This is a genomic window from Nocardia sp. bgisy118 (assembly GCF_057708605.1).
This window is the reverse complement of the sequence record NZ_JBYISM010000020.1, coordinates 66,220-91,358: the sequence shown is the minus strand read 5'-3', so window position 1 is coordinate 91,358 and position 25,139 is coordinate 66,220. Positions and strand designations below refer to the sequence as shown.

Sequence of the window (25,139 nt, the reverse complement as noted above, 5' to 3'; positions counted from 1 at the left end):
CGCGATGTCGGTCGTCATCGTCCGGCCCGGCTCGAACACCGGCTTCGGCAGGATCTCCACCGCAGGGTCGACCGGCGCACCGATGGCCCGGCCGCTTTCGAGATTGCGGTATTTAAATACCGCATCTACCCTGGGGCGCATGGTTCGTTTGCCGCTGACGCCCGCCCAGATCGAGGCGGGCCGCCGCTTGGGCGCTCTGCTGCGCGCGGCCCGCGGCCCGCGCGATCTCACCGAGGTGGCCACCGCGGCGGGGATCTCGCCGGAGACGCTGCGCAAGATCGAGACCGGCCGGCTGCCGTCGCCCGCGTTCGGGACCGTGATCGCACTGAGCCAGGCACTCGACCTTCCGCTCCAGGAACTCGCCGACACGTGGCGATCGGCTGGGCTGGCCGAATCAGCCTGAGCCGCTATCGATTCGAGGGGCCCGAGACTTCCAGGGTGCCCAGCGTGCGGCGGGCGACGGCGAAGAGCTCCGACTTCGACTGCTCCAGCCGGTCCCCGATCGGCACATAGCCGTCGGCCCTGCCGAACGATCTCGTCGAGCGCGCGCCCGTAACGCACCGTCGACTGATTCAGGGACGACCGAGCGAACCCCTACGGACGCCCGGACTCAGCCGCGGCGGGTTCGCGGCCGGTTCGGTTTCCCTTTCCGCGAATGCGGCAATAAACTCCCGACCGTGGCGAATCTGCGGATCAGCGAGGCGGCCGCCCTCATGGGCGTCAGCGACGACACCGTGCGGCGGTGGATCGATCAGGGGCGGCTGCCCGCGATCCTGCTCGACAACGGGCGCAAGGGCGTCGACGGCCGCGATCTCGCCGAATTCCTGCGCGCCAACGCCGAGGCGCCCGCGCCCGGCGTCACCGTGGCGGCGTCCGCCCGCAACCGTATGCGCGGCATCGTGACCCGCATCGTCAAGGACACGGTCATGGCCCAGGTCGAGATGCAGGCCGGGCCGTTCCGGCTGGTCTCGCTGCTGAGCCGTGAATCGGTCGACGAGCTCGGGCTCGAGGTCGGCAGCGTCGCCGTCGCGTCGGTGAAGTCCACACACGTCGTTGTCGAAATACCGGAAAGTTGATGAGGATGACACTGTTTCGCACGGTGAGCGCGGTCACCGCGACGCTCGTACTCGCGTCTCTGACGGGCTGCGGCTCCGACGACGCACCGGCCACGGGCGACTCCGTGACCGGCACCGTGACCGTCTTCGCCGCCGCCTCGCTCACCGAGACCTTCACCGAACTCGGCAAGCAGTTCGAGGCCGCACATCCGGGCGTCAAGGTCGTCTACAGCTTCGGGGCCAGCTCCGCGCTCGCCGAGCAGATCAACCAGGGCGCCCCCGCCGACGTGTTCGCCTCGGCGGCGCCGAAGAACATGCAGCAGGTCGTCGACAAGGGCGAGGTCACCGCGACGCCGTCCACCTTCGTGCGCAACCGGCTGACGATCGCGGTGCCGAAAGGCAATCCAGGACACATCGCCGGGCTGACCGATTTCGGCAAGTCCGAACCCAAGCTCGCGCTGTGCGCCGAGCAGGTGCCGTGCGGGGCCGCGGCGCAGAAGGTCTTCGAAGCCGCGGGCGTCACTCCGCAGCCCGACACCCGCGAACCCGACGTCAAGGCCGTGCTGACCAAGGTGACGCTCGGCGAAGTCGACGCCGCGCTCGTTTACCGCACCGACGTGCGGGCCGCGAGCGACAAGGTGGAGAGCATCGACTTCCCGGAGGCCGACAAGGCGGTCAACGACTACCCGGTCGCGCCGCTGGCCGAGTCTCCCAACCCGGCCGCGGCGCAGGCCTTCGTGGACTTCGTCAAGTCGGACAAGGCCAAGGCGGTGTTCGCGCAGGCCGGCTTCGACACACCGTGACCGCACCCGCACGACGGCGGGCGGTCCGCGGGCGGCGACCGCTCGTCCTGGTGCTGCCCGCCGTCTGCGGGTTGCTGTTCCTGCTCGTCCCGCTGGCAGGGCTGCTGCTGCGGGCGCCGTGGCAGACCATGCCGGAACGCCTGTTCAGCGCCGAAGTAGGTGAGGCACTGCGGCTTTCGCTGTTCTGCGCGAGCCTCGCCACGGTCGTCTGCCTGCTGCTCGGTATTCCGCTCGCTTGGCTGCTCGCTCGCGGGGAAGTGCCCGGCCGCGGGCTGATTCGCGCGCTCGTCACCGTGCCGCTGGTGCTGCCGCCCGTGGTCGGCGGTGTCGCACTGCTGCTGGTGCTCGGCAGGCGCGGGCTGGCCGGCCGGTACCTCTACGACTGGTTCGGCGTCTCGCTGCCGTTCACGACGGCGGGCGTGGTGGTGGCCGAGGCCTTCGTGGCGATGCCGTTCCTGGTCATCTCCGTGGAGGGCGCGCTGCGCGCCGCGGATGTGCGGTTCGAGGAAGCCGCCGCCACCCTCGGCGCGTCGCGCTGGTACGCCTTCCGCCGCGTCACGCTGCCGTCGGTGCTGCCCGGCGTGGTCGCGGGCGCGGTGCTCTGCTGGGCCCGCGCGCTCGGCGAATTCGGGGCGACGATCACCTTCGCGGGCAACTTTCCCGGCAAGACCACCACCATGCCGCTGGCGGTGTACCTCGCGCTGGAGACCGATCCGGACGCGGCGATCGTGCTGAGCCTGGTGCTGCTAGTGGTCTCGGTAGGTGTGCTCGTCGCGCTGCGGGAGCGCTGGATCCGAGGTGCGCTGTGACGCTGGACGCCGAAATACGCGTCACCCGTGGCGCATTCAGCCTCGACCTCGCGCTCGCGGCCGAACCGGGCGAAGTGGTGGCGCTGCTCGGGCCGAACGGCGCGGGCAAGACCACCGCGCTTCGGGCGCTGGCCGGCCTGCTCCCGGTGACCGATGGACACCTGCGGCTCGGCGAGCGCACCTGGGACGCGCCGCCGTCGGTGTTCGTGCCCGCCGAACGCCGCGAGGTCGGCGTGGTGTTCCAGGACTACCTGCTCTTCGCGCACCTCTCCGCGCTGGACAACGTCGCCTTTGGCCTGCGCGCCCGCGGCCACCGTCGCGCCGAAGCCCGGCAGCGCGCCGCCGAATGGCTCGACCGGGTCGGGCTCGCCGAGCACGCGCACCGTAAACCTCGCGCGCTGTCCGGCGGTCAGGCTCAGCGCGTCGCGCTGGCCCGCGCGCTGGTCACCGACCCGCGGCTGCTGCTGCTCGACGAGCCGCTCGCCGCGCTCGACGCGAGCACCCGGCTCCAGGTGCGTTCCGATCTGGCCCACCATCTGCGCGACTACCCTGGCCACACGGTGCTCGTCACCCACGACCCGCTCGACGCCATGGTGCTCGCCGACCGGCTGATCATCCTCGAACACGGCCGGGTCGTGCAGCAGGGGCCGCCCGCCGAGGTCGCCAGGCAACCACGCTCGGACTACGTGGCGAATCTGGTGGGCCTCAACCTGTATCGCGGCGCCGCCCGCGAGCTCACCGTCGAACTCGATGGGGGCGGCGAGCTCACCGTCGCCGAACCCGCCGACGGACGCGTCCACGTCGCCTTCCCGCCGAACGCGGTGAGCCTGCACCTGGAACGCCCCGAGGGCAGCCCGCGCAACACCTGGCCGGTCACCATCGGCGGCATCGAACAGCACGCCCACACCACCCGCGTCCGCCTCGACGGTCACCCGCCCGTGCTCGCCGATATCACCCCGGCCACGGTCGCCGAACTGCGCCTGCGACCCGGCCTGCGCCTGTGGGCTGCGGTCAAGGCCACCGAGGCGCGGACGTATCCGGCCTGAGCTTCGGGCTGTCAGCTGGGAATCACGACATCGCAGGCGCGACAAGCCTTCTCGCGGGTCCCCGACTCGAGCACGGCGGACCGGTACGCCTCCCACTCGGCCAGCTTGGGCGCGTCCCGGTCGGCGCCCCGCGCGATCATCCGCGCCCTGATCCGATCCGCAGGGGTGTCCAGCCACACCGTGACGATCGGCATCGATCGCGCCGCCTCGGGATAGCCGCGCACGTACTCGCTGAGGGTGCGCCCGGCGGCGTGGGCGTTGCGGATCGTGGACAGGAACGGCGCGTCCAGCACCACCGGCGCGGCGGCGGCGGCAGTCAATCCGGTGCGGATGAGTCCCTCGTACAGGCCGGGCGAGATCAGCGTCCGATAGGTGTCGGAATCGCGGTCGTTGCGGTCGCCGGTCAACTGCTCCATCACCTGTTCCTCGAGCAGCGGCACGAAGCGGTCCTTGTCCAGCACCACGGCGCCGCACAGCGCGCGCAGATACGCTGCGGCCGTGGACTTCCCGGAGGCGGGGAAGCCGCAGAGCAGTACCAGCCCGCGGCGCCCAAGGGCCTCGGCCACCGGGCGCAGCCGCTCCCGCACAGGCGTCGGCACGCGCACGTCCAGCTGATCGCGGTTCTCCAGCATCGCTCCAGTCCACCACATCGCGGCGGCCCGGATCGGCGCGATCGATCGAGAGCCCGCCGTGACGGGCCGACCGGCTCGACAACCGTCCGAGCCGGTCGACCGCGCGGGCTCAGACCGCGGCGGCCTCGGTGTCGGCGACGACCTCCCCGATCCACGGCAGCACCGCGTCGCGCACCGTACCGTGGCGGGCGGCAGCCCGTCGGCGGCCAGCAGGTCGGCGGCGCGCTGCTGCTCGTCGAGGAACGCTTCGGTGGCCGACCGGACGCCGAACGGCCTGCCGCGCAACGCCGCCTCCCACGCGTCCAGGTCGGCGGACCCGCCGCGGGCGACCGCGTCGTCGACGAAATACTGCGCGGCGGCCCGCGGGTGGGCGGTGATCCACGCGTCCGATTCGAGAGCGGGATTTCCTAGGCGACGAGCACTTCCGGGATCGACTCCATCAGCCGAGCCCACTCCGGGTACATCGCGAGCTTGCGTTCGTGCATGGCCATGATCTTGGCGCCGAGCTCCGGATCCATGTCGTCGGAGACGTCCGGGCCGATCGCGAGCTTGGCCAGGTGCGGAATGATGCCGGGATCGCCCGCGAGGTGCACCGGGTCGTGCATGTAGCGCTCGAGCGCCGCCAGGTCGGCGATGCCGACGCAGTAGCTGTGCGTGTACCCCGCCGTCGGATCTCCCAGGTGCTGCCCGACCGCCGAGAACGACACCGATTCCACCCCCGCCGTGCGCCGCATCGCGGCGAGGACGTCCGCTTCCCGCTCCTCCGTCGCCTCGTCGCGGAACGCGAAACGCAGCAGGTGAACGATCATGACAATCTCCTCAGCGCGGACAGGTCGTAGCGCGAGCCGCCGCCAGGATCAGCGACGCCTGCGGACCGTAGGTCTTGTTGTCCGCGGCCAGGCGCAGGATCCGATCGGGCCGAGCCAGGTTGGACGCGGAGCTGATGGTCAGCGGGTTCACGGCCAACGCGTCGGCGGGGAACGCGATGGGCACGGTGATCACCGGACGGGAGGCGCTGCTCGACGCGGGGCGCAAGGGGCTGGCCGGGTTCCTGAAAGATGAGTACGCGAGGTACGAGGTGACCGACATCGTCTTCCTGCGCCCCGATGTCGCCGTCGCGCACAAGGCGGCGCGGGCGATCACGACGGACGGCGAGCCGATCGACCACGACCCGGCGATGGTCGCGCTGTACGTCCTGGTGAAGGAGAACGGCCGGTGGTGGACGGCGGCGCGGCACAACACGCTCGTTCCGAAGGCCGGATGAGGAGCGGGGCGAACAACCCCCGAACAGAACAGTCCCCGGTAGTCTCCATCGATTTCCATGAGTCTCAGTCGTCGCTGACGACTCCGGTCTTCGACTGGCTTGCCGGGGGCCTAGCCGGATCTTGAAGATTTGTCACTACATTCTTTGGACGTCTCCGCCGTTTGTACGACTCTTCTTCGGTGTTTCCGGTATACAACCTATCGTCCTCGGTTTTCCCCGCTAGTCAATAGCTGGACACCCCAATTTTCGACGCATTTCCGCCGCTCACCGCCGCCATCGGCACCCGCCGCGCCCTCCCCGCGAACCCGGGGCAGACCTGGCCGCCCCCCACCCCTCGGCGAGGCGGGCTTCCCGCAGAGACTCGACACGCCGCGCAGATGTCGTATCGCCCATGCAGCGTTTCGAGAGTCCGCGCGAACCGATTTTCCGCGGAAATGAAAAGCGGGATGTCCGGAAATTGCGAGGGCGTGAGTGCGGCCCGTCCGGAATTCGTCCAGGACGGGCCGCCGGTGGTCGCGGGGCCGTTCACCCCGCGATTGCTCGGCTCAGGCGTTCGCGCCGATGATCCCGCCGATCACGGCGCCGATGATGCAGCCGGGAATGGCGGGAAGGATGAGGAAGATCGCGCCGATCAATGCGCCGATCACACAGCCGATCGCGATACCACCGATCGTCGTTCCCGCATCGCCGATGAACGCCAGTTCCGGCCGGACCGGGCCGCTCACCGGGGTGAGCGTCAATTCCGTTGCGCTCGCGTCGATTACCGGCGCGACTTGCACCTGCTGCCCCGCCACGGTGTGCAGCGTGGTCGGCAGGCTGCCGATCACCGTGCCGTCGGGCGCGTGCACCAGCACCGCGTCCGGCGCGACCTCGAAGGTCCCGGACGCGAGGGTGAGCGTGGCACCCGAGCGATCCGGCGCCACCGAGGCCGTGTACTCGACCCCCCGGTCCACCCCCGCCACCACGCCGCCGGGCGAGCCGTTGGCGGTCGCGGTGGCGATGCCGGTGGTCGCGGCAACGGTCAGCACCGCGGCCGCTATCAACTTTTTGATCATGATGAATCTCCATCATCCGGCCGATCCGAATATTGTGTGCCCCGAGAATCGGCTTTAGGGACATCGATAATGATGCGCCATGGGCGCTCTCGGTGTCGATAGAATGACGAGACCGAATTGTGTTGCAAGATCAGCGAATCGGCCCTGGAATTGGGGGGTTGCCAATTCTGGTCGATGGTATTTGCGCGCTCGAATCCACCGATAACCGGAACGAAACAACATGCGGCACAATAAAAACCGAGGCGTCGTTTTGCGGTGGTATACCACGGCATCGGTGGCGGGCGGACCTGATCATAACCGGGTCCGCCCGCACGACGCCGAGGCTACTCGAGCTCGCCCTCGGTCTCCAGGTACACCTGGCGCAACCGGTCCAGCGTCTCCGGCTCGGGGGCGGCCCACATGCCGCGCTCGGCCGCCTCCAGCAGCCGTTCGGTGATACCGTGCAGCGCCCACGGGTTGGACTGCTCCATGAACTTGCGGTTCATGTCGTCGAAAACGTAGCTCTCGGTGAGCTTTTCGTACATCCAGTCGGCGACGACGTCGGTGGTGGCGTCATAGCCGAACAGGTAGTCGACGGTGGCCGCCATCTCGAACGCGCCCTTGTAGCCGTGCCTGCGCATCGCCTCCAGCCAGCGCGGGTTCACCACGCGGGCACGGAACACCCGCGAGGTCTCCTCCGACAGCGTCCTGGTGCGCACCGCGTCGGGCCGGGTGCTGTCGCCGATGTAGGCCTCCGGGTTCTTGCCCGTGAGCGCGCGTACGGTGGCGACCATGCCGCCGTGGTATTGGAAGTAGTCGTCGGAGTCGGCGATGTCGTGCTCGCGGGTGTCGGTGTTCTTGGCGGCCACGGTGATTCGGCGGTAGGCCGAGCGCATGTCGTCGGCGGCAGGAGCGCCGTCGAGATCGCGACCGTAGGCGTAGCCGCCCCACGCGGTATAGACCTGCGCGAGATCGTCGTCGGTGCGCCAGCTCTTGGAATCGATGAGCTGAAGCAGGCCCGCGCCGTAGGTGCCGGGCTTGGAGCCGAAGATGCGGGTGGTGGCACGGCGGGCGTCGCCGTGCTCGGCGAGATCCGACTGGGCGTGCGCGCGAACGTAATTCGATTCCGCGGGCTCGTCGAGATCGGCCACCAGCCGGACCGCGTCGTCGAGCAGGGCGAGCACGTGTGGGAAGGCGTCGCGGAAGAATCCGCTGATGCGCACGGTCACGTCGATGCGCGGCCTGCCGAGCTCGGACAGCGGAATCACCTCGAGGGTGGTGACGCGACGGCTGGCCTCGTCCCACACCGGGCGCACGCCGAGCAAGGCGAAGACCTCGGCGATGTCGTCGCCGGAGGTGCGCATGGCCGAGGTGCCCCACACCGAAAGCCCCACCGAGCGTGGGTATTCACCGTGATCGGCCCGATAGCGTTCGACCAGCGATTCGGCCATGGCCTGCCCGGTCTCCCAGGCCAGCCGCGACGGCACTGCCTTCGGATCGACAGAGTAGAAATTGCGGCCGGTGGGCAGCACGTTGATCAGGCCGCGCAGCGGCGAACCGCTCGGGCCCGCCGGGACGAATCCGCCGTTCAAGGCGTGCAGCACCCGCTCGATCTCGACGCCGGTCTGCCGCAGGCGCGGCACCACTTCGGTGGCAGCGAACCGCAGGACAGCCCGCACCGCGCCGACCGTACCGGGCTCGGCGCCTGCGACGGCCGCCGCACCCGAGGGCGCCAGGGCACCCGCAAGGTCCGCGACCAGTCCGTCGATCGCGTCGACCGACCACTCGGCGGCCTGCAACGCGCCGAGCAGCTCGCGCGCCCTGCCCTCGATCAGGTCGACCCGCTCGCGGGCCTCGCCGCCGGATTCGTTCAGTCCCAACGCTTCTCGCAGGCCGGGCACCGACACCTCGCCGCCCCACAGCTGCCGGGCGCGCAACATCGCCAGCACCAGGTCGAGTTCGCCCTCGCCGACGGGCGCCTGGCCGAGGACGTGCAGTCCGTCGCGGATCTGCACGTCCTTGATCTCGCAGAGCCAGCCGTCGACGTGCAACAGCATGTCGTCGAAGGACTCCTCGTCCGGGCGTTCGGTGAGCCCGAGGTCGTGGTCCATCTTGGCCGCGCGCATCAGCGTCCAGATCTGCTGGCGGATGGCGGGCAGCTTGGCCGGGTCGAGGGCGGAGATATTGGCGTGCTCGTCGAGCAGTTGCTCCAATCGCGAGATGTCGCCGTAGCTTTCGGCGCGCGCCATGGGCGGGATGAGGTGGTCGACCAGGGTCGCGTGCGCGCGGCGCTTGGCCTGGGTGCCCTCACCGGGATCGTTGACCAGGAACGGGTAGATCAGCGGCAGATCGCCCAGCGCCGCGTCGGTGCCGCACGAGGCCGACATGCCGAGGGTCTTGCCCGGCAACCACTCCAGGTTGCCGTGCTTGCCGAGATGCACCATGGCGTCCGCGCCGAAACCGCCCGTGGCCTGGGGCGCCGCCAGCCAGCGGTAGGCGGCCAGGTAGTGGTGGCTGGGCGGCAGATCGGGATCGTGGTAGATCGCGACCGGGTTCTCGCCGAAGCCGCGCGGCGGCTGCACCATCAGCACCACGTTTCCGAAACGCAGTGCGGCGATGACGATTTCGCCCTTCGGGTCGGCCGAACGGTCGACGTACAGCTCGCCGGGCGGCGGGCCCCACGCCTCGACGACGGCCTCGCGCAGGTCCTCGGGAAGGGTCTCGAACCACGCGGTGTAGGCGGCGGCGCCGATGCGGATCGGGTTGCCCTCCAACTGTTCGGCGGTGAGCCAGTCCGGGTCCTGGCCGCCCGCCGCGATGAGCGCGTGGATCAGGGCGTCGCCGTCGCGCTCGTCCAGCCCGGGAATCTCCCCTGAGTCGCCGAGATCGTAACCGGCGGAGCGCAATTCGGTCAGCAGCCGGATGGCGCTCGCAGGGGTGTCGAGGCCGACGGCGTTGCCGATGCGGGCGTGCTTGGTGGGATAGGCGGAGAGCACGACGGCCAGCCGCTTCTCGGCGGCCGGGATGTGGCGCAGCCGCGCGTACCGCGTCGCGATGCCCGCGACCCGCGCGGACCGCTCCGGATCGGGGACGTAGGTGGACAGGCCGTCGGCGTCGAACTCCTTGAACGAGAACGGCACCGTGATGATGCGACCGTCGAATTCCGGTACGGCCACCTGGGTCGCGACGTCCAGCGGCGAGAGGCCGTCGTCGTTGTCCTCCCACTGGTCGCGGCCGCTGGTCAGGCACAGGCCCTGCAGAATCGGCACGTCCAGGTCGGCGAGCGCGCCGACGTCCCACGCCTCGTCGTCGCCGCCCGCCGACGCGGTGGCCGGTTTGGTGCCGCCCGCGGCGAGCACGGTGACGACCAGCGCGTCGGCCTGCCGCAGCGTGGTCAGCAGCTCGGGTTCGGCGGTGCGCAGCGAGGCGCAGTACAGCGGCAGCGGTCGCGCGCCCGCGTCCTCGATCGCGGCGCACAGCGCGTCGACGTAGCCGGTGTTGCCCGCCAGATGCTGGGCGCGGTAGTAGATCACCGCGACGGTCGGCACACCGGCGACGGGCGCCGGGTGACGGGCCGCGCGCTCGAGCTCGCCCCAGCTCGGCAGCTGCACCGGCGGCGCGAAGCCGTGGCCGGTGAGCAAGACCGTGTCGGACAGGAAGTTGTGCAGCTGCCGCAGGTTCTCCGGACCGCCCGCGGCCAGGTAGTTGTGCGCGTCGGCCGCGACGCCGCCCGGCACCGTGGAGCATTCCATGAGCTCGGCGTCCGGCGCGATCTCGCCGCCGAGCGCCACCGTCGGCACGCCGCTGTCACGCAGCGCGGCAAGCCCGTCCTCCCAGGCGCGCTTGCCGCCGAGGATGCGGACGACCACGAGATCGGCTCCGTCCAGCAGCCCGGGCAGGTCGTCGACCAGCAGGCGGGCGGGATTGCCCAGCCGGTAGTCCGCGCCGCTGGCGCGCGCGCTGAGCAGATCGGTGTCGGACGTGGACAGCAGCAGGATCACGGGTGACCTTCCTCGGGTGACGCGCCCATCGGGGTGTGGTGCTCGCCGGAGAGGGTCTGGCTGTTCACAGTGGCGCGACCGCACCGGAATTGCACCGGTTTCCTCGTCGCCCGCCGAGCACGCCGATGCTACCCGGCCCGGTGCGGACCGCCGCACCCCCGGTTCAGGACAGGTCGGCGTTGCCGTCGACGACCTTGAGCAGATAGTGGAACCTGTTGATGCGCCAGCCCGCGGGCGTGCGCTCGACGCCGAGGTCGTAGCTGCCGACGAAGGTGCGGGTCTTGCCGTTGGCGGCGTCGTTCTTCACGTGCACGGCGATGGAGTCCGCGTGCACGTCGGCGGTGTCGCCGTCGCGATCGATCAGGTAGTTGCCCGCCTGATGGTGGATCGCGTCGAGGTCGCCGAGGCCCGCGCGCCAGTCGGCGACGATGTCGGCGGCAGGGCGCGACGCGGCGGGGTCGCCGAAACCGCCGTCGAAATCGACCTTCGCGGTGAACACCTCGGCCAGATCGTCCCAGCGCTTCTGGTCGCAGTAGACGAACATCTGGGTGGCGAGGTCGATGATCGCCAAACGATCTGCGACATCGGAGAAATCGGTCATGTCCGCCACCCTATCGATCGCGCGGGTCACCGCGCTCGGTGAATTCCCCCACGAGGCGCGATCTCGCGGCGCGGTCGCGCACGTAGGCTGAAGGAGCTATGACCAGAACCGCCCCCGATTCCTGCCCCGGCGTGCTCCGGCTCCATCAGGCCGCCGACGGACCGCTCGCGCGCATCAGGGTGCCCGGCGGACGCCTCACGCCGGAGCAGGTGCTGGCCTTGGCCGCCGCGGCGAGCGAACTCGGCGACGGCGCGATCGAACTCACCTCTCGCGGCAATCTCCAGCTGCGGCAGGTGCGCGACGCCGCGGAGCTGACCGCGCGCGCGACCGCCGCCGGACTGCTGCCGAGCCGGACACACGAGCGGGTGCGCAACATCGTGGCCTCGCCGCTGTCCGGGCGGGTCGGCGGACTCGCGGACGTGCGCGGGCTGGTCGGCGCGCTCGACGCCCGGCTGTGCGCGGAGGCCCGGTTGGCGGAACTGCCGGGGCGGGTCCTGTTCACGCTCGACGACGGACGCGGCGACGTCAGCGCACTGGATGGCGACATCGGCGTCCACGCGGTCGGTCCCGACGAGTTCGCACTGCTGCTGGCTGGGGCCGACACCGGCGTCCGTGTCGCCGGATCAGAGGCCGTCGATATCGTGCTGGCCGCGTCGGCGAGTTTCCTCGAGGTGAGCTCGGGGCAGTGGCGGCTACACGAGATCGCGGACGGCCCGGCCCGAATCGTCGAGTCGCTCGGTCTGGCTCCCGGTGCGGAGCGCGTGGAAATCCTCCCCGTCCAGGATGTTCCGATCGGCTGGCTGAACCAGGACGACGGCTTGGTCGCGCTCGGCGCGGGCGTGCGGCTCGGCGCGCTCGACGCCCGCGTCGCCGAATTCGTCGCGGCCATCGAACGTCCGGTGATCGTCACGCCGTGGCGCAGCCTGGTCATCGCCGACCTCGACGAGTGGGCCGCCGAACAGGTGGTGCGCGTCCTGGCCCCGATGGGCTTGATCTTCGACGCCGCCTCCCCCTGGCTGCACGTCAGCGCCTGCGCCGGACAGCCCGGCTGCGCGAAGTCGCTCACGGACGTGCGCGCCGATGTCACCGCCGCCGTCGAATCCGGCCGCGTGCTTGCCGAGGGCGCGTCGACCGACACCGCGCACGAGCAGGCCGTCCCCGCCGAAGAGGTCAGGGTCGCGGGCCGCCAGCACTGGTCCGGCTGCGACCGCCGCTGCGGACGCCCGCGCGGCGAGGTCACCGACGTGGTGGCGACTCCCGACGGCTATCGGGTCGACTGAGTCACACGGCTACCGACCACACGGCGACCTCACCGCCGCGGCGACAACTCACGACGGCTACCGCGTCGACTGATCGCACCCCCTGCCCGGAACCAGCCGCGTCTGCGGTGGCGCCGAGCCCATTCCGGCGTGCGGCCGTGGTCGCCGGGTTGGACTTCCGCCGAATCCGGAATCGGCGATGCCGCACGCGATCGTGACGCCGAGTCGGAGGTCCTGATGCAATGGCTGTGCCGCACGCGATTTCGGCTCCAGCCACTCGGGGTCAATGCAACTCCAAGGTGCAGCATTTGATCCCGCCGCCCGCCTTCAACAGCTCCGAGACGTCCACCGGGACCGGGAGGTAGCCGCGGGCGCGGAGGGCGGTGGCGAGGTCGGTGGCCTGCGGACTCAGGAAGACGTGGTAGCCGTCGGAGACGCCGTTCAGCCCGAGGGCCGCCGCGTCCGCGTCGGTCGCCTCGATGGCGTCGGGGAACAGGCCAGCGAGGACGGTGCGGCTGGTTTCGTCGAAGGCGGGCGGGTAGTAGGCGATGGTGGCGTCGTCGAGGACCATCAGGACCGTGTCCAGGTGGTAGAACCGCGGGTCCACCAATTCCAGTGAGATCACCGGGATTTCGAAGTGCAACTCGACCTCGCGGTGGGCCGCCGCGGAACTGCGGAAGCCGGTGCCCGCCAGGAAGCGTCCGCCGATCAAGGCGAAATCGCCTTCGCCCTCGTTGAATTCCGCCGCCGCCACGACCTGGACGCCGCCGCGTCCGGTGAACCAGCGGTGAAAGGCGGGTCCCTCGGCGGCGCGTTCGACGTGGGTGAAGCGCGCCGACATGATCCGGTCGCCGACGGCGAGGCCGCTGTTGGCGGCGAACACCATGTCGGGGAGCCCGGGTTCGCCGGGGACCACGTCGACCCGGTGCCCGTGGCGCTCGAAGGTCTCGCGCAAGGTGTCCCACTGGGCGAGCGCGAGTGCGCGGTTCACCGGAGCGTTCGGATCCATCCACGGGTTGATCGCGTACCGGACGTCGAAATGGTCGGGGCGACACATCACGAACCGGCGCGGCGCGGGTCGGCGCGCGGGGGTCGGCTCGGTGGTCTGGAGGGTAGCTACTGAGGTCATCGTGGCTCCCGGAGTCAGGCGCGGATTCGGCTGATCCGAAGGTAAACGGCCTACCATTGCGTCAGGAACGCCGAATCGTTGCGCAGATCGCCGTACATACGGCGGATCATTGCGCCGAGCGGAGGATGATGTGACGTGGACGATACCGACCGCCGAATCCTCGGCCATCTGTTGCGCTCGGCCCGCGCGTCCTTCCAAGAGATCGGCTCCGCGGTCGGCCTCTCCGCGCCCGCGGTCAAGCGCCGGGTGGACCGCATGGTCGCCAGCGGACAGATCACCGGCTTCACGGCGCTGGTGAACCCGGCGGCGCTGGGCTGGACCACCGAGGCCTACGTCGAGGTGTACTACCGCGACAACATCACCCCGGCCGAGCTGCGCCGCACCCTGGAGCCGATTCCGCAGGTGGTGGGCGTCTGGACGATCGCGGGCGAGGCCGACGCGCTGGTGCACGTGATGGCCACCGACATGGCCGAGATCGAGTCGACCGTGGAACGCATCAGGGAGAACGCGCGCGTCGGGCGCACCCGCAGCGCGATCGTCATGTCCCGCATCCTCGAACGGCCGCGCACCTGACCCGCGACCGGCGGGCGCGCTCGCCCAGGCGTGGCTCCGCCGCCCTGCGCGGGCTGTCGGCGAGGTCGGTTCGGACGCCCCATTAGGGTGGTGCCCATGTCCGACGTGCGCACCAGCTACCTCACCGACGGGGCCGAGATCTATCGGCAGTCGTTCGCGACGATCCGCGCGGAAGCGGACCTGAGCGCGTTCCCGGCGGACGTGGCGCGGGTGGTCGTCCGCATGATCCACGGCTGCGGCCAGGTGGACCTGACCGAGGACATCGCCTTCTCCCCCAGCGTCGTCGCGGCCGCACGGGCGGCGCTGCACGCGGGCGCGCCGATCCTCTGCGACGCCACCATGGTCGCCTCCGGCGTGACGCGCAAAAGACTGCCCGCCGACAACGAGGTGATCTGCACCCTCGCCGACCCCCGCGTGCCGGAACTGGCCGCGGCACTGGGCAATACCCGCTCGGCCGCGGCGCTCGAGCTGTGGCGCGACCGGCTGGACGGCGCGGTGGTCGCCATCGGCAACGCGCCGACCGCGCTCTTCCACCTGCTGGACATGCTCGACGCGGGCGCCCCGCGCCCGGCCGCGATCCTCGGCATTCCGGTCGGTTTCGTCGGCGCCGCCGAGTCCAAGGACGCGCTGGCGGCCTACGGCGGCGTCGAATACCTGACGGTGCGCGGCAGACGCGGCGGCAGCGCCATCACCGCGTCGGCACTGAATGCGATTGCGAGCGAGGCGGAATGAGTACAGCGGGCAAACTGTGGGGCGTCGGGCTCGGGCCGGGCGACCCCGAGCTGGTGACGGTCAAGGCGGCGCGCGTCATCGCGGCCGCCGACGTGATCGCCTTCCACTCCGCGCGGCACGGCCGCAGCATCTCCCGCGGCATCGCCGCGCCCTACATGCGGCCCGGCCAGCTCGAGGAACACCTCGTCTACCCGGTGACGACGGAGACCACCGACCATCCCGGCGGTTACCAGGGCGCGATCGACGAGTTCTACGAACAGGCCGCCGAACGGCTGGCCGCGCACCTGGCGGCGGGCCGGTCGGTCGCCCTGCTCGCGGCCGGTGATCCGCTGTTCTACAGCTCCTACATGCACATGCACCGCAGGCTGGCCGACCGCTTCGACGCCGAGATCATTCCCGGCATCACCTCCGTGAGCGCGGCCTCGGCGGCGCTCGGCACCCCGCTGGTGGAGGGCGAACAGGTGCTGACCGTGCTCCCCGGCACCATGCCGACCGAGGAGCTCACCCGCCGCCTGCGCGACACCGACGCCGCCGCCATCATGAAGCTCGGCCGGACGTATCCGGGTGTGCGGCAGGCACTCTCGGACGCGGGACGGCTCGACGACGCCTACTACGTGGAGCGGGCGAGCACCGACCGCGAGCAAGTGCGCACCGCCGCCGAGGTGAACGACGCCGACGTGCCGTACTTCTCGATCACGCTGGTGCCCGGCCCGCGACCGACCACGCCGCTGCCGCGAATCGCCGCGGCGAAGGAAGAAAAGGACGCGAACTCCACGACTGTTCCCGCGGAAGCGAATTCGCCCGGCGAGGTCGTCGTCGTCGGCCTCGGACCCGGCGCGGCGGACTGGACGACGCCGGAGGTGCGCGAGGCGCTGGCCGCCGCCACCGATCTGGTCGGCTACACCACTTACATCGACCGCGTTCCACACCGTCCCGGCCAGCGCAGGCACGCCAGCGACAACCGCGTGGAATCCGAACGCGCCGCCATGGCTTTGGATCTGGCCAAGCGCGGCGCCAAAGTCGCGGTGGTCTCCTCCGGCGATCCGGGCGTGTTCGCGATGGCGGCCGCGGTGCTCGAGGAATCCGCCGATCCGCAGTGGCAGGACGTGCCGGTGCGGGTGCTGCCCGGCCTCACCGCGGCCAATGCCGTGGCCAGCCGGGTCGGTGCGCCGCTCGGACACGACTACGCGATGATCTCGCTCTCCGACCGGCTCAAGCCGTGGGAGGTTGTCGCGCAACGCCTTTCGGCGGTCGCCTCGGCCGATATGGCGATCGCGGTGTACAACCCGGCGTCCTCGCATCGCACCTGGCAGGTCGGCGCGATGCGCGATCTGCTGCTGGAGCACCGCAAGCCCGACACTCCGGTGGTGCTCGGCCGCGATGTCGGAGGGCCCACCGAGTCGGTGCGGGTCGTCTCGCTCATCGATCTCGATCCGGCCGACGTGGACATGCGCACCCTGCTGATCATCGGCGCGTCCACCACCGCCGTGGTCGACACCGCGCACGGAACCCGCGTCTACACCTCGCGGCGCTACCACCGGCCGTGACCAGCGGGTGAGCCCTATCTGGTATGCGCATACCAGCACTCGTGATCGCCGCGTACCATAAGCCTCTTCGACGGGACGAAAGGAGACCGCGGTGCCGCGGCTGGTGGATCACGAGCAGCGCAGGCGGGAGATCACCGACGCGGCGCGGCGCGTCATCGCGCGCGGCGGACTGGAGTCCGCCACCTTCCAGTCGGTGGCCGCGGAAGCCGGAATCTCGGTCCGCTTGGTGCAGTACTACTTCGGCACCAAGAAGGACTTCCTGCGCGCCACCCACCTCGCGGTGAGCGCGGACGCGAGCGTCCGCTTCGCCCAGCGGTTCGCCGCACTCGGCGAGGCGGCCGAACCGCGCGATGTCATCTACGCGATGCTCGAGGAGTTGCTCCCGATGAACGAGGCGCGGCGACAGGACACCGTCGTGCTCGGCGCCTTCCAGGCCGCCAGTCTCGCCGGGTCCGGACTGTCGATGGACGAAACCCTCGGCGGCACGCGATGGCTGGTCACCGCGGTCGCCGATCAGCTCCGCCGGGCGGCCGATTCGGCCGACGCCGAGCGCGACGCCACCCTGATCGTGCTCGCCGCCGCCGCGCTCACGCAGACTATGGCGGCCGGGGTTCACACCAACGAGACGGCGACCGACCTGCTCGACCACCTGCTCCGACGCATACCCGGACCGGGCGCCGCCCGACCGGGCGAATGACGACACGACAACCGGCAGCGGGATCGTTCCGCTAACATTCCACTATGGAATGTCGAGAAGGGAGCGACCAATGGCCACGATCCGGCGCAAACCGTTGAATTCGACGGCCGCGTCGCTGCTGGGCTTTCTGCACGAGGGGCCGATGTCCGGCTGGGACCTGGTGACGCTCGCGCAGGACCGGATCGGCGATTTCTGGACCATCACACAGAGCCAGGTGTATCGCGAGCTCGCGGCCATGGACGCGGCGGGACTGGTGGTGAAGGGCGAGACCGGCGCGCGGGAACGCACTCCCTACCGGATCACCGACGCGGGCCGGGAGGCGTTTCTCGAATGGGTCACCCGCGATCCCGGCGCGGAGACCATCCGGGTGCCGCTGCTGCTCACCATGTCCTTCGGGGACCACCTGGACGCCGAGCATCTCGACCGGATCATCGCGGCCAATCGCGAGGTGCACCAGCGCCGCCTCGACCACTACTTGAAGGAAGAGGGCGCCCCCCGGCGGCCGCACCAGCGGGCCACCCTCGAGTTCGGCATCGGCTACGAGCGCGCGGTGCTCGCCTGGTTCGACCGGCTGCCCGGGCTGCTCGGGCGCTGATCACCGCGCGCCGGATGCCCTGGCCCGCAACCATTCCCAGGCTTCGGCCACCGTGTCGACGACCTCGGCGCCCGCGGGCAGTGGCGGCCGATCGATCACGACCACCGGAAGGTGCGCCGCGCGGGCCGCTGTCAGCTTGGCCTCGGTGCGATCGCCGCCGCTGTCCTTGGTCACGAGCACGTCGATGCGACGGCTCGCCAGCAGCCGGGACTCCTCGTCGACCGTGAAAGGCCCTCGGGCCAGCAGCACTTCGTGCCGCGGCGGCAGCTCGGTCTCGGGCGGATCGATGGCGCGGATGAGGAACCACTGCCGGGTGAGACCGGCGAACGCGCCGACGCCCTGCCTGCCGATGGTGAGAAACACGCGCTCACCCAACTCCGGAAGCGCGCGGGCCGCGGCGGCCGGATCGGGCACGCGAATCCATCGGTCACCCGGAACTTCGGACCAGCCGGGCCGCCGCAGGTGAACCAGCGGCACGCCCGCGTCCCGCGCGGCGGCGGCCGCGTTCGCGGTGATGGTGGCGGCGAAGGGATGGGTGGCATCGACAATGCTCTCGATCCCGTTGGCCACCAACCACTCCCGCAGCCCCGCGACGCCGCCGAAGCCGCCGATCCTGACCTCGCCCTCCGGCAGCAGCGGGTCGCGAACACGACCGGCGAGCGAGGAGACGATGTCGAATCCTCGCTCGCCGGAAGCGATGTGGGCCAGCTGCCGGGCTTCGCCGGTGCCGCCCAGAATAAGAGTTCTCAGGGCTGACCGCTGAAGTAGGCCATGCCCGCGTTCAGCAGCGACGGGCCGCCCGCGACCAGCAGACCGATCACGCCGCCGATGATGGCGCCGGGGATGACGCCGACGACCAGACCGAGCAGGCCGATCAGACCGCCGATCACGGCGCCGACGGCAGCGCCGAGCGAGGCGCGCTGCAACTCGGCGAAGAACCACTCCTGCGCGCTGACGTCCTGGACGGCGACCACGTCGGCCTTCGGGGTCAGCGTGAGGGTCTGGCCGGTGGCGTCGAGCGCGGCGGCGATCTCCACCGCGGCGCCGTTGCTGGCCTCGCGCGCGGCGAGCGGGATCGAGGTGACGACCTCGCCCGCGTCGTTCTTCAGCGTGACGGCCTTGCCGTCCGCGTCCAAGGAGAACGCGCCGCCGGTCACCGTGGTGACGATGGACTTGCCCGCGTCGGCGAGCGCCGCGGTGTAGCCGACGCCGTGGTCGACGCCCTGCGCCGACAGCGCGGCCTGCTCCTGCGCGGCAGGCGCGTCGGCGGGGGCGGCGTAGGTGGTGCCCGCGGTGACACCAGTGGCGGCGACGGCCAGCAGAGCGGTGGCGGCGAATTTCTTGTACTTCATCTATCTCCCCATCAGGAATCGGTTGTCCGATAACGGGCGGATGTCGCGACCGACCCTACCTGGCGACACACGCGTGTTTCACCCTCGCAGTGCAGATTTCAGGGTGAACCCCTAGGCTGATTTGACGATCGACCACTGGGCCACCGGCAGCTGGGGACGCCACGCGGTGAAGCCGCCCAGCGGTTCGGCGCGATAGATCTGGAACTTCCGCAGCTCACCGCCCCACTCGGCGGCCATCGTGACCAGCAACGATTCCGATTCCGCGGTGACGGCGTTCGCGACCAGCCTGCCGCCATGGCGCAGATGGGCAAGGCATGTCTCGAGCAGGCCAGCCTGAGTCACGCCGCCGCCAACGAAAATCGCATCCGGCGCCGACATTTCGTGCTCCGCGGCCAGTTCGGCGAGCACCTCGCCGCGCACCTCGACGTGCGGGACGCCCAGCGCGGTGGCGTTGGCGGTGATCTGCTGCCTGCGCCGCTCGAGCCGCTCGAAGGTCACCGCCCGGCAGGCGGGGTGTGTGCGGCACCACTCGATGGCGATGCTGCCCGAGCCGCCGCCGACGTCCCACAGCAGTTCGCCCGGTGCGGGAGCCAGCGCGGACAGGGTCAACGTCCGCACCTCGGCCTTGGTGAGCTGCCCGTCACCGCCGTAGACGGCGTCGGGCAGACCGGGCACGCGGGTGCGGCGGACGTGCTCCGCATCGGCGGCGCAGTCGACGGCGACGATGTTGAGCGGATCGCCCGTCTCGAGATCCCAGGACGCCGCGGCGCCGGATCGCACGCGTTCCGCGGGACCGCCGAGCTGCTCCAGCACCGTGAGGGTCGACGGGCCGAATCCGTTGTCCCGCAGCAGTTCCGCGAGGCGCGCCGGGGTGTGTTCGTCGCTGCTGAGCACCAGCAGCCGCCGCCCGTCGGCCAGGTCGGGCAGCACCGTCGCGACGGGACGGCCCACCGCGCTGACGACCGGCGTCTCCGCGAGCGCCCAGCCGAGCCGCGCGCACGCCAGCGACGCCGAGGACGGCTGCGGCAGTACGCGCAGCGAAGCGGGTCCGAACAACCGCGCCAGCGTGACGCCGATGCCGTAGAACATCGGGTCCCCGCTGGCGAGCACGCAGATCCGCCGCGCGCCGTGCTCGGCGAACAATCCGGGCAGCGCGGGCAGCAGAGGCGACGGCCACGCGCGGCGCTGTCCGCCGAGATCCGTTGGCACGAGCGCCAACTGACGCGCGGACCCGAAGAGGATCTCGGCCGCGGCCACGGCGTCGCGTGCTGCGGCGCCGAGACCGTCCCACCCGTCGGCCCCGATCCCGACCACCGCGATCGCGGGGCCGTGCCAGGTCATCGAGGCATCCGGCGCCAGAGGAATTGCGGAACCAGGCGCGCGACGACGACGGCCGGGCCGAGGGCGCGGGGCACCCAGATCCTGCCCGCGCGGCGGCGCAACCCGCGGACCACGGCATCGGCTACCTGACCAGGCGTGCTGGACAGCGGCGCGGGGTCCATGCCCTCGGTCATCGCGCCGATGACGAACCCGGGGCGCACCAGCAGCAGATGGACGCCGCTGCCGTGCAGCGCGTCGGCGAGACCGCAGGCGAAACCGTCCAGACCGGCCTTGGCCGAGCCGTAGACGTAGTTGGCCCGGCGCACCCGCGCGCCCGCGATGGAGCTGAAGACGACGAGCTGGCCGTGCCCTTGCGCGCGAAGGAGATTCGCGAGGGTGGTGAGCACGCTGACTTGGGCCAGGTAATCGGTGTGCACGACGGCGAGCGCGTGCCCGGGTTCCCGCTCGGCGCGGGCTTGGTCGCCCAGGATGCCGAAGGCCAGCACGGCGACGCCGATGGGCCCGTGTTCGGCGGCGATCTTCTCCAGCAGCGCCGGGTGGCTGCCCGTATCGTCGGCGTCGAACTCCACCGGGTGCACCGCGCTCGCACCGGCCTGTTCGACGGCCGCGATCGGCCCCGCCAAGTCGTGGCTGCGCCGCGCCGCGAGGATCACCGTCCGGCCGGGGGCAAGACGCCGGGCGATCTCCAGACCCATTTCGCTGCGTCCGCCGAGTACCAGTACCGAGCCCTCGGCGATCCCTCGCATTCCCATGCGCTCAGTCTGTCATCCCGGGTTGCACACCCCTCGATCCCCTCGCGGCCGGCCGAACACCCGCGCCGTGGCGGCCACCGCCGGACGCAACGGCTACCGTCGAGGGATGCCGACCACCACCGCACAGCTCTCCCCCGCCGCACTCGAGTTCGTCGCCGAACGCCATCTCGCGACCCTGACCACGCTGCGCGCCGATGGCACGCCGCACGTTGTCGCCGTGGGATTCACCTGGGACGCCGACGCCGGGATCGCGCGAATCATCACCAACGACGGTTCGGTGAAAGTGCGCAACGTGCGCCGCTCGGGATACGCGGCGGTGAGCCAGGTCGACGGCATCCGGTGGCTGACCCTGGAGGGACCCGCGACGGTGCTCGACGACCCGGACAGCGTCGCCGACGCCGTCGAGCGGTACGCGGGTCGCTACCGGGTACCGCGCGAGAACCCGACCCGGGTGGTGATCGCGATCGAGGTACGCCGCGTCCTGTCGTCGAGCACGTTGCGCTGACTGCACATTCCGGACGTCACAGCACGGTCAGGCCGTGCGGGCGCGCGTTCATGGATTCGCAGCCCTCGGGCGTGACCACGACGATGTCCTCGATGCGAGCGCCCCACTCACCGCCGAAGTAGATGCCCGGTTCGACACTGAACGCCATGCCCGGCTGCAGAACCAGGTCGTTGCCCGCGACGATGTAGGGCTCCTCGTGCACGGACAGGCCGATGCCGTGACCGGTCCGGTGCACGAACTTCTCGCCGAAACCGGCCTTCGTCAACGGATTCCGGGCGGCCGCGTCCACCGAGGCGGCGGTGACGCCGGGCCGGACCGCGGCGACGGCCGCGGCCTGGGCGCGTTCGAGTTCGGCGTAGCGGGCCGCGATGTCGGGGCTGGGCTCGCCGAGGACGTAGGTGCGGGTGGAGTCGGAGTAGTAGCCGGGCTCGACGGGTCCGCCGATATCGATCACCACCACGTCGCCGTTCTCGATGCGCCGATCGGATACCCCGTGGTGCGGATCAGCGCCGTGCGGGCCGCTGCCGACGATCACGAACGCCGCCTCGGTGTGCCCTTCGGCCACGATCGCCGCCGCGATATCGGCGCCGACCTCGGCCTCGGTGCGTCCTGCCTGGAGGAACTCGCCCATCCGCGCGTGCACCCGGTCGATGGCCGCGCCCGCTCGGCGCAGCGCATCGATCTCGGCGGCGTCCTTGAGCATGCGCAGCTCGCGCAGCACCGGCGTGGCCGAGACCGGCAGGCCGCTGAACGAGGCCGCCAGCGGCAGCAGGTGCAGGGCCGGCATGGCGTCGGCCACCGCGACACGGGAACCGACGTGCAGCGTCGACTTCACCACCTGGTACGGGTCGACGCCGTCGACCCAGTCCAGCACCTGCAGGCCGAGTTCCCCCGCCGCCGAGGCGGACAGCGAGGCCAGTTCGAGTTTGGGAATGATCACCGACGGCGTCGCGCCGTCGGCGGGAATCACCAGGCAGGTCAACCGCTCGAAGGATTCGGCCGCCGAACCGATCAGATAGCGCAAGTCCGGGCCGGGGGTGATGAGCAGGGCGTCGAGGTGCGCCGCGCGCATCGCCTCCACCGCCCGCTCGAGCCGGTCTCCGTAGACATCCGCCGCGAATCTGGACTCCGTGTGCCCACTCATACCCATCGACGTTACCCGTGATCGACTCGCGGCGAACCCGAACACCGGGCGGCGCCGACCCCTCGGGCGAGCGCCGTGCCGTGTCGGGTGGATGCCGCGCCGGATCGGGTACGGCCTGTCGTAGCCTGCGGGTAGCCTCAGCGCGTGACCTCTGCTGCGACTTCCGGCCCGCTGCTGCTGCTCGACGGAGCAAGCCTGTGGTTCCGCGCGTTCTACGCGATTCCGGACAAGATCACCGCACCGGACGGGCGTTCGGTGAACGCGCTGCGCGGCTTCACCGATATGGTCGCCTCGCTGATCACCAAGCACGCGCCGAGCAGGCTGGTCGTCTGCCTGGACCTGGACTGGCGCCCGCGCTTCCGGGTGGACCTGGTGCCCTCCTACAAGGCGCACCGCCTGGACACCTCGGCCGACGCGGCGGAGGGCGCGGAGGAAGTGCCCGACAAGCTGACGCCGCAGGTCGAGATGATTCTCGAGGTGCTCGCGGCCGCCGGGATCGCGACCGCCGGTGCGGAGGGCCTGGAGGCCGACGACGTCCTCGGCACGCTGGCGAGCCGGGAGCGCACCGACGAGGTGATCGTGGTCAGCGGCGATCGCGACCTGTTGCAGCTGGTCCGCGACGAGCCCGCGCCCATCGTGCGGGTGCTCTACGCGGGGCGCGGTTTGGCCAAGGCCGAACTCTTCGGTCCCGCCGAGGTGTCGGCGAAGTACGGCGTCCCGGTGCGCAACGCCGGACCCGGCTATGCCGACCTGGCGACGTTGCGCGGTGATGCCTCCGACGGCTTGCCCGGCGTCGCGGGCATCGGCGAGAAGTCCGCGGCGACACTCATTTCCCGCTTCGGTTCGCTGGACGCGCTGGTGGCCGCGGTGGACGATCCAGAATCCGATCTGGCGCCGGGCGTGCGCGGAAAACTGCGCGCGGCCGAGGAGTATCTGAAGGCCGCGGCCCCCGTGGTGCGCGTAGTGCGCGACGCCGAGGTCGAACTCTCCCGCCCCGACACGCTGCCCACGGCGCCCGCCGACCCGGACCGCTTGCGAGAGCTGGCGGTGGCCTACAACGCGGAAAGCCCGGTCACCCGACTCACCGCCGCGCTGGCCGCACCGCGGTCCTGAGGCGCGAACACTCCCGCGAGGGCATGCGCCGCACCTTTGCACAAGGTGCAATTTCGCACACCATGCGTGCGCGCGCGTCGTGCCGCTGCGGCTCGATCCGAGTGATACCCGGCGGATTCGCCTCCACTCGCACGGCATGGGTTCTCGACCAGCTGCGCAGGAATCGCACGCGTGCATCCGTGCAGTGGGCTCGTCGGCGAAACGCGACGAGCCCACGAACATCGACGCCGACACCACGACCGTGGTGCACCGCCGAACCCGTTCGTGGGCCCGCTACTTCCCTACTCCCACCGGACGCCCGCGCCGCAGCACGGGCCGCCCGGTCTGGGCTCCGAGCTCAGTTCGGTCGACCGACCTCGTAGGTGCCGTCGTCCTTGGTGATCTTGATGTTGACCTTCTTCTGCTCACCGCTGACCTTCAGGGTGCACTGGAAGGTGGCGTCCACCTCGACCTTCTGGCCCGACGGGCAGGAGACGTCGGTGACGTCCTGGATGCCGTAGGAATCCGTGAGCACCTTCTTGACGCCGTCCTGGACGGCGGCCTGGTCCAGCTTGTCCGTGGAGGTCAGCACCACCACGAGGGCGACCACCGCGCCGATCACCAGCACGCCGAGCGCGGCCAGACCGATGATCAGCCCCTTCTTGCCACCACCACCGCCGCTCTGCTGCTGCGGCTGCTGCTGGCCCTGGCCCTGGCCCCACTGCTGCTGGGGCTGCTGACCCCACTGCTGCTGCGGCTGCTGTTGCTGGCCCCAATCCTGCTGCGGCTGCTGCCCCCACTGCGGCTGCGGCTGACCGGGCGTCTGTCCCCACTGCTGCTGCGGCTGTTGAGGCTGTTGAGGTTGCTGCGGCTGGCCCCACTGTGGCTGCGGCTGGCCGGGGGTCTGTCCCCACTGCTGCTGGGGCTGGTTCTGGTCACCCCAATGCTGGGTGGGCTGTGCCTGCGACGGAGTCTGCTGGCCACCCCAGTGCTGGGTCGGTCCGGCGCCGCCGGGCGCCTGCTGTCCGCCCCACTGCTGGGTGGGATCGTTGCGTCCCTCCCCGGGGTCGTTCGGTCCGTACGGGCCGCTCATCTGGTTGCCTCCACTCGCATAGTTACTCACACGGTAGCCCCCCGCCGGCGACTCGTCGTTGCAGAACACGACTCCTCCGCCAC

Annotated in this window: 27 protein-coding genes and 1 pseudogene; 14 read left to right on the top strand and 14 right to left on the bottom strand. The window is 70.8% G+C overall.

The annotated features are described in order from the left end of the window. Positions 1 to 139 precede the first annotated feature (139 nt). The 5 genes from AC3EO7_RS23620 to AC3EO7_RS23600 all read left to right on the top strand — a co-directional run bounded on the left by AC3EO7_RS23620 (position 140) and on the right by AC3EO7_RS23600 (position 3,713). Complete coding sequence (locus AC3EO7_RS23620) at positions 140 to 403, top strand: helix-turn-helix transcriptional regulator (protein ID WP_435592406.1); 264 nt, start codon at positions 140 to 142, stop codon at positions 401 to 403. A 274-nt stretch (positions 404 to 677) separates the two neighbouring features. After that, entirely contained in the window at positions 678 to 1,076 is a 399-nt protein-coding gene (locus tag AC3EO7_RS23615) for a TOBE domain-containing protein (protein ID WP_431968574.1), read from the top strand. Next, entirely contained in the window at positions 1,076 to 1,858 is a 783-nt protein-coding gene (modA, locus tag AC3EO7_RS23610) for a molybdate ABC transporter substrate-binding protein (protein WP_431968576.1), read from the top strand. Before AC3EO7_RS23615 ends, modA begins: the two co-directional genes overlap by 1 nt. Next, complete coding sequence (gene modB, locus AC3EO7_RS23605; protein ID WP_431968578.1) at positions 1,855 to 2,667, top strand: molybdate ABC transporter permease subunit; 813 nt, start codon at positions 1,855 to 1,857, stop codon at positions 2,665 to 2,667. Before modA ends, modB begins: the two co-directional genes overlap by 4 nt. Beyond that, positions 2,664 to 3,713: an ABC transporter ATP-binding protein gene (locus AC3EO7_RS23600; protein ID WP_435592405.1), complete on the top strand. Its 1,050-nt coding sequence runs from the start codon at positions 2,664 to 2,666 to the stop codon at positions 3,711 to 3,713. Before modB ends, AC3EO7_RS23600 begins: the two co-directional genes overlap by 4 nt. Positions 3,714 to 3,724: 11 nt before the next feature. Here the strand turns inward: AC3EO7_RS23600 and AC3EO7_RS23595 are convergent, their stop codons facing one another. From AC3EO7_RS23595 to AC3EO7_RS23580, 4 genes and pseudogenes are all read right to left on the bottom strand, one after another. Beyond that, positions 3,725 to 4,345 (bottom strand): P-loop nucleotide/nucleoside kinase family protein, encoded by a 621-nt coding sequence (locus AC3EO7_RS23595; RefSeq protein ID WP_435592404.1) that lies wholly within the window; start codon positions 4,343 to 4,345, stop codon positions 3,725 to 3,727. 109 nt (positions 4,346 to 4,454) lie between these two features. After that, a pseudogene (locus tag AC3EO7_RS23590) lies at positions 4,455 to 4,738 on the bottom strand (ABC transporter substrate-binding protein); the annotation flags it as partial. Between the two features lie 14 nt (positions 4,739 to 4,752). Further along, positions 4,753 to 5,154, bottom strand: a complete 402-nt coding sequence (locus tag AC3EO7_RS23585) for a Dabb family protein (protein WP_435592403.1) — start codon at positions 5,152 to 5,154, stop codon at positions 4,753 to 4,755. 10 nt (positions 5,155 to 5,164) lie between these two features. After that, on the bottom strand, positions 5,165 to 5,338 hold the full coding sequence (locus AC3EO7_RS23580) for a hypothetical protein (RefSeq protein ID WP_435592430.1): 174 nt from the start codon (positions 5,336 to 5,338) through the stop codon (positions 5,165 to 5,167). Between AC3EO7_RS23580 and AC3EO7_RS23575 the strand changes: the two genes are divergently transcribed. Beyond that, positions 5,289 to 5,609, top strand: a complete 321-nt coding sequence (locus tag AC3EO7_RS23575) for an SgcJ/EcaC family oxidoreductase (RefSeq protein WP_435592402.1) — start codon at positions 5,289 to 5,291, stop codon at positions 5,607 to 5,609. The two genes, AC3EO7_RS23580 and AC3EO7_RS23575, sit on opposite strands and share 50 nt — an antisense overlap. Positions 5,610 to 6,154: 545 nt before the next feature. Here the strand turns inward: AC3EO7_RS23575 and AC3EO7_RS23570 are convergent. The 3 genes from AC3EO7_RS23570 to AC3EO7_RS23560 form a co-directional block, all read right to left on the bottom strand. After that, the gene (locus AC3EO7_RS23570; RefSeq protein ID WP_435592401.1) at positions 6,155 to 6,664 is read right to left on the bottom strand and encodes a DUF8020 domain-containing protein; all 510 of its coding nucleotides are present in this window, start codon (positions 6,662 to 6,664) and stop codon (positions 6,155 to 6,157) included. A gap of 323 nt (positions 6,665 to 6,987) precedes the next feature. Further along, complete coding sequence (cobN, locus tag AC3EO7_RS23565; protein WP_435592400.1) at positions 6,988 to 10,644, bottom strand: cobaltochelatase subunit CobN; 3,657 nt, start codon at positions 10,642 to 10,644, stop codon at positions 6,988 to 6,990. A gap of 163 nt (positions 10,645 to 10,807) precedes the next feature. Continuing rightward, complete coding sequence (locus AC3EO7_RS23560; RefSeq protein WP_431968591.1) at positions 10,808 to 11,245, bottom strand: nuclear transport factor 2 family protein; 438 nt, start codon at positions 11,243 to 11,245, stop codon at positions 10,808 to 10,810. A 98-nt stretch (positions 11,246 to 11,343) separates the two neighbouring features. Here AC3EO7_RS23560 and cobG point away from each other — a divergent pair, with 98 nt between their 5' ends. Then, positions 11,344 to 12,525, top strand: coding sequence for a precorrin-3B synthase (gene cobG, locus AC3EO7_RS23555; RefSeq protein WP_435592399.1), 1,182 nt, complete (start codon positions 11,344 to 11,346; stop codon positions 12,523 to 12,525). A 262-nt stretch (positions 12,526 to 12,787) separates the two neighbouring features. On the opposite strand, the gene ddaH is transcribed toward cobG, so the two are convergent. After that, positions 12,788 to 13,633: a dimethylargininase gene (gene ddaH / locus AC3EO7_RS23550; protein ID WP_431968595.1), complete on the bottom strand. Its 846-nt coding sequence runs from the start codon at positions 13,631 to 13,633 to the stop codon at positions 12,788 to 12,790. A 135-nt stretch (positions 13,634 to 13,768) separates the two neighbouring features. On the opposite strand from ddaH, the gene AC3EO7_RS23545 reads away from it, so the two are divergent. The 5 genes from AC3EO7_RS23545 to AC3EO7_RS23525 all read left to right on the top strand — a co-directional run bounded on the left by AC3EO7_RS23545 (position 13,769) and on the right by AC3EO7_RS23525 (position 17,777). Further along, complete coding sequence (locus AC3EO7_RS23545) at positions 13,769 to 14,206, top strand: Lrp/AsnC family transcriptional regulator (protein WP_431968597.1); 438 nt, start codon at positions 13,769 to 13,771, stop codon at positions 14,204 to 14,206. A 96-nt stretch (positions 14,207 to 14,302) separates the two neighbouring features. Beyond that, a complete protein-coding gene (locus tag AC3EO7_RS23540; protein ID WP_431968599.1) occupies positions 14,303 to 14,938 on the top strand; it encodes a precorrin-8X methylmutase in 636 nt (211 codons plus the stop codon). Further along, positions 14,935 to 16,485 (top strand): precorrin-3B C(17)-methyltransferase, encoded by a 1,551-nt coding sequence (cobJ, locus tag AC3EO7_RS23535; protein ID WP_431968600.1) that lies wholly within the window; start codon positions 14,935 to 14,937, stop codon positions 16,483 to 16,485. Before AC3EO7_RS23540 ends, cobJ begins: the two co-directional genes overlap by 4 nt. A gap of 91 nt (positions 16,486 to 16,576) precedes the next feature. Then, a complete protein-coding gene (locus tag AC3EO7_RS23530; RefSeq protein WP_431968602.1) occupies positions 16,577 to 17,182 on the top strand; it encodes a TetR/AcrR family transcriptional regulator in 606 nt (201 codons plus the stop codon). Between the two features lie 70 nt (positions 17,183 to 17,252). Beyond that, positions 17,253 to 17,777, top strand: a complete 525-nt coding sequence (locus AC3EO7_RS23525) for a PadR family transcriptional regulator (RefSeq protein WP_431968604.1) — start codon at positions 17,253 to 17,255, stop codon at positions 17,775 to 17,777. Here AC3EO7_RS23525 and AC3EO7_RS23520 read toward each other — a convergent pair whose 3' ends face one another. From AC3EO7_RS23520 to dprE2, 4 genes are all read right to left on the bottom strand, one after another. Next, the gene (locus tag AC3EO7_RS23520; protein WP_431969089.1) at positions 17,778 to 18,527 is read right to left on the bottom strand and encodes a cobalt-precorrin-6A reductase; all 750 of its coding nucleotides are present in this window, start codon (positions 18,525 to 18,527) and stop codon (positions 17,778 to 17,780) included. Further along, positions 18,524 to 19,129, bottom strand: coding sequence for a DUF8020 domain-containing protein (locus AC3EO7_RS23515; protein ID WP_435592398.1), 606 nt, complete (start codon positions 19,127 to 19,129; stop codon positions 18,524 to 18,526). Before AC3EO7_RS23515 ends, AC3EO7_RS23520 begins: the two co-directional genes overlap by 4 nt. 111 nt (positions 19,130 to 19,240) lie before the next feature. After that, the gene (cbiE, locus tag AC3EO7_RS23510; RefSeq protein WP_431968608.1) at positions 19,241 to 20,470 is read right to left on the bottom strand and encodes a precorrin-6y C5,15-methyltransferase (decarboxylating) subunit CbiE; all 1,230 of its coding nucleotides are present in this window, start codon (positions 20,468 to 20,470) and stop codon (positions 19,241 to 19,243) included. Next, positions 20,467 to 21,222 (bottom strand): decaprenylphospho-beta-D-erythro-pentofuranosid-2-ulose 2-reductase, encoded by a 756-nt coding sequence (dprE2, locus tag AC3EO7_RS23505; RefSeq protein WP_435592397.1) that lies wholly within the window; start codon positions 21,220 to 21,222, stop codon positions 20,467 to 20,469. The genes cbiE and dprE2 overlap by 4 nt, the downstream gene beginning before the upstream one ends. Positions 21,223 to 21,328: 106 nt before the next feature. Between dprE2 and AC3EO7_RS23500 the strand changes: the two genes are divergently transcribed. Further along, positions 21,329 to 21,727, top strand: a complete 399-nt coding sequence (locus tag AC3EO7_RS23500; protein ID WP_068066365.1) for a PPOX class F420-dependent oxidoreductase — start codon at positions 21,329 to 21,331, stop codon at positions 21,725 to 21,727. A gap of 16 nt (positions 21,728 to 21,743) precedes the next feature. Here the strand turns inward: AC3EO7_RS23500 and AC3EO7_RS23495 are convergent, their stop codons facing one another. Next, the gene (locus AC3EO7_RS23495; RefSeq protein WP_435592396.1) at positions 21,744 to 22,871 is read right to left on the bottom strand and encodes a M24 family metallopeptidase; all 1,128 of its coding nucleotides are present in this window, start codon (positions 22,869 to 22,871) and stop codon (positions 21,744 to 21,746) included. A 144-nt stretch (positions 22,872 to 23,015) separates the two neighbouring features. Between AC3EO7_RS23495 and AC3EO7_RS23490 the strand changes: the two genes are divergently transcribed. Then, a complete protein-coding gene (locus tag AC3EO7_RS23490; RefSeq protein WP_431968615.1) occupies positions 23,016 to 23,984 on the top strand; it encodes a 5'-3' exonuclease in 969 nt (322 codons plus the stop codon). A gap of 337 nt (positions 23,985 to 24,321) precedes the next feature. On the opposite strand, the gene AC3EO7_RS23485 is transcribed toward AC3EO7_RS23490, so the two are convergent. Then, a complete protein-coding gene (locus AC3EO7_RS23485) occupies positions 24,322 to 25,056 on the bottom strand; it encodes a DUF4333 domain-containing protein (protein ID WP_431968617.1) in 735 nt (244 codons plus the stop codon). Between the last annotated feature and the right edge of the window lie 83 nt (positions 25,057 to 25,139).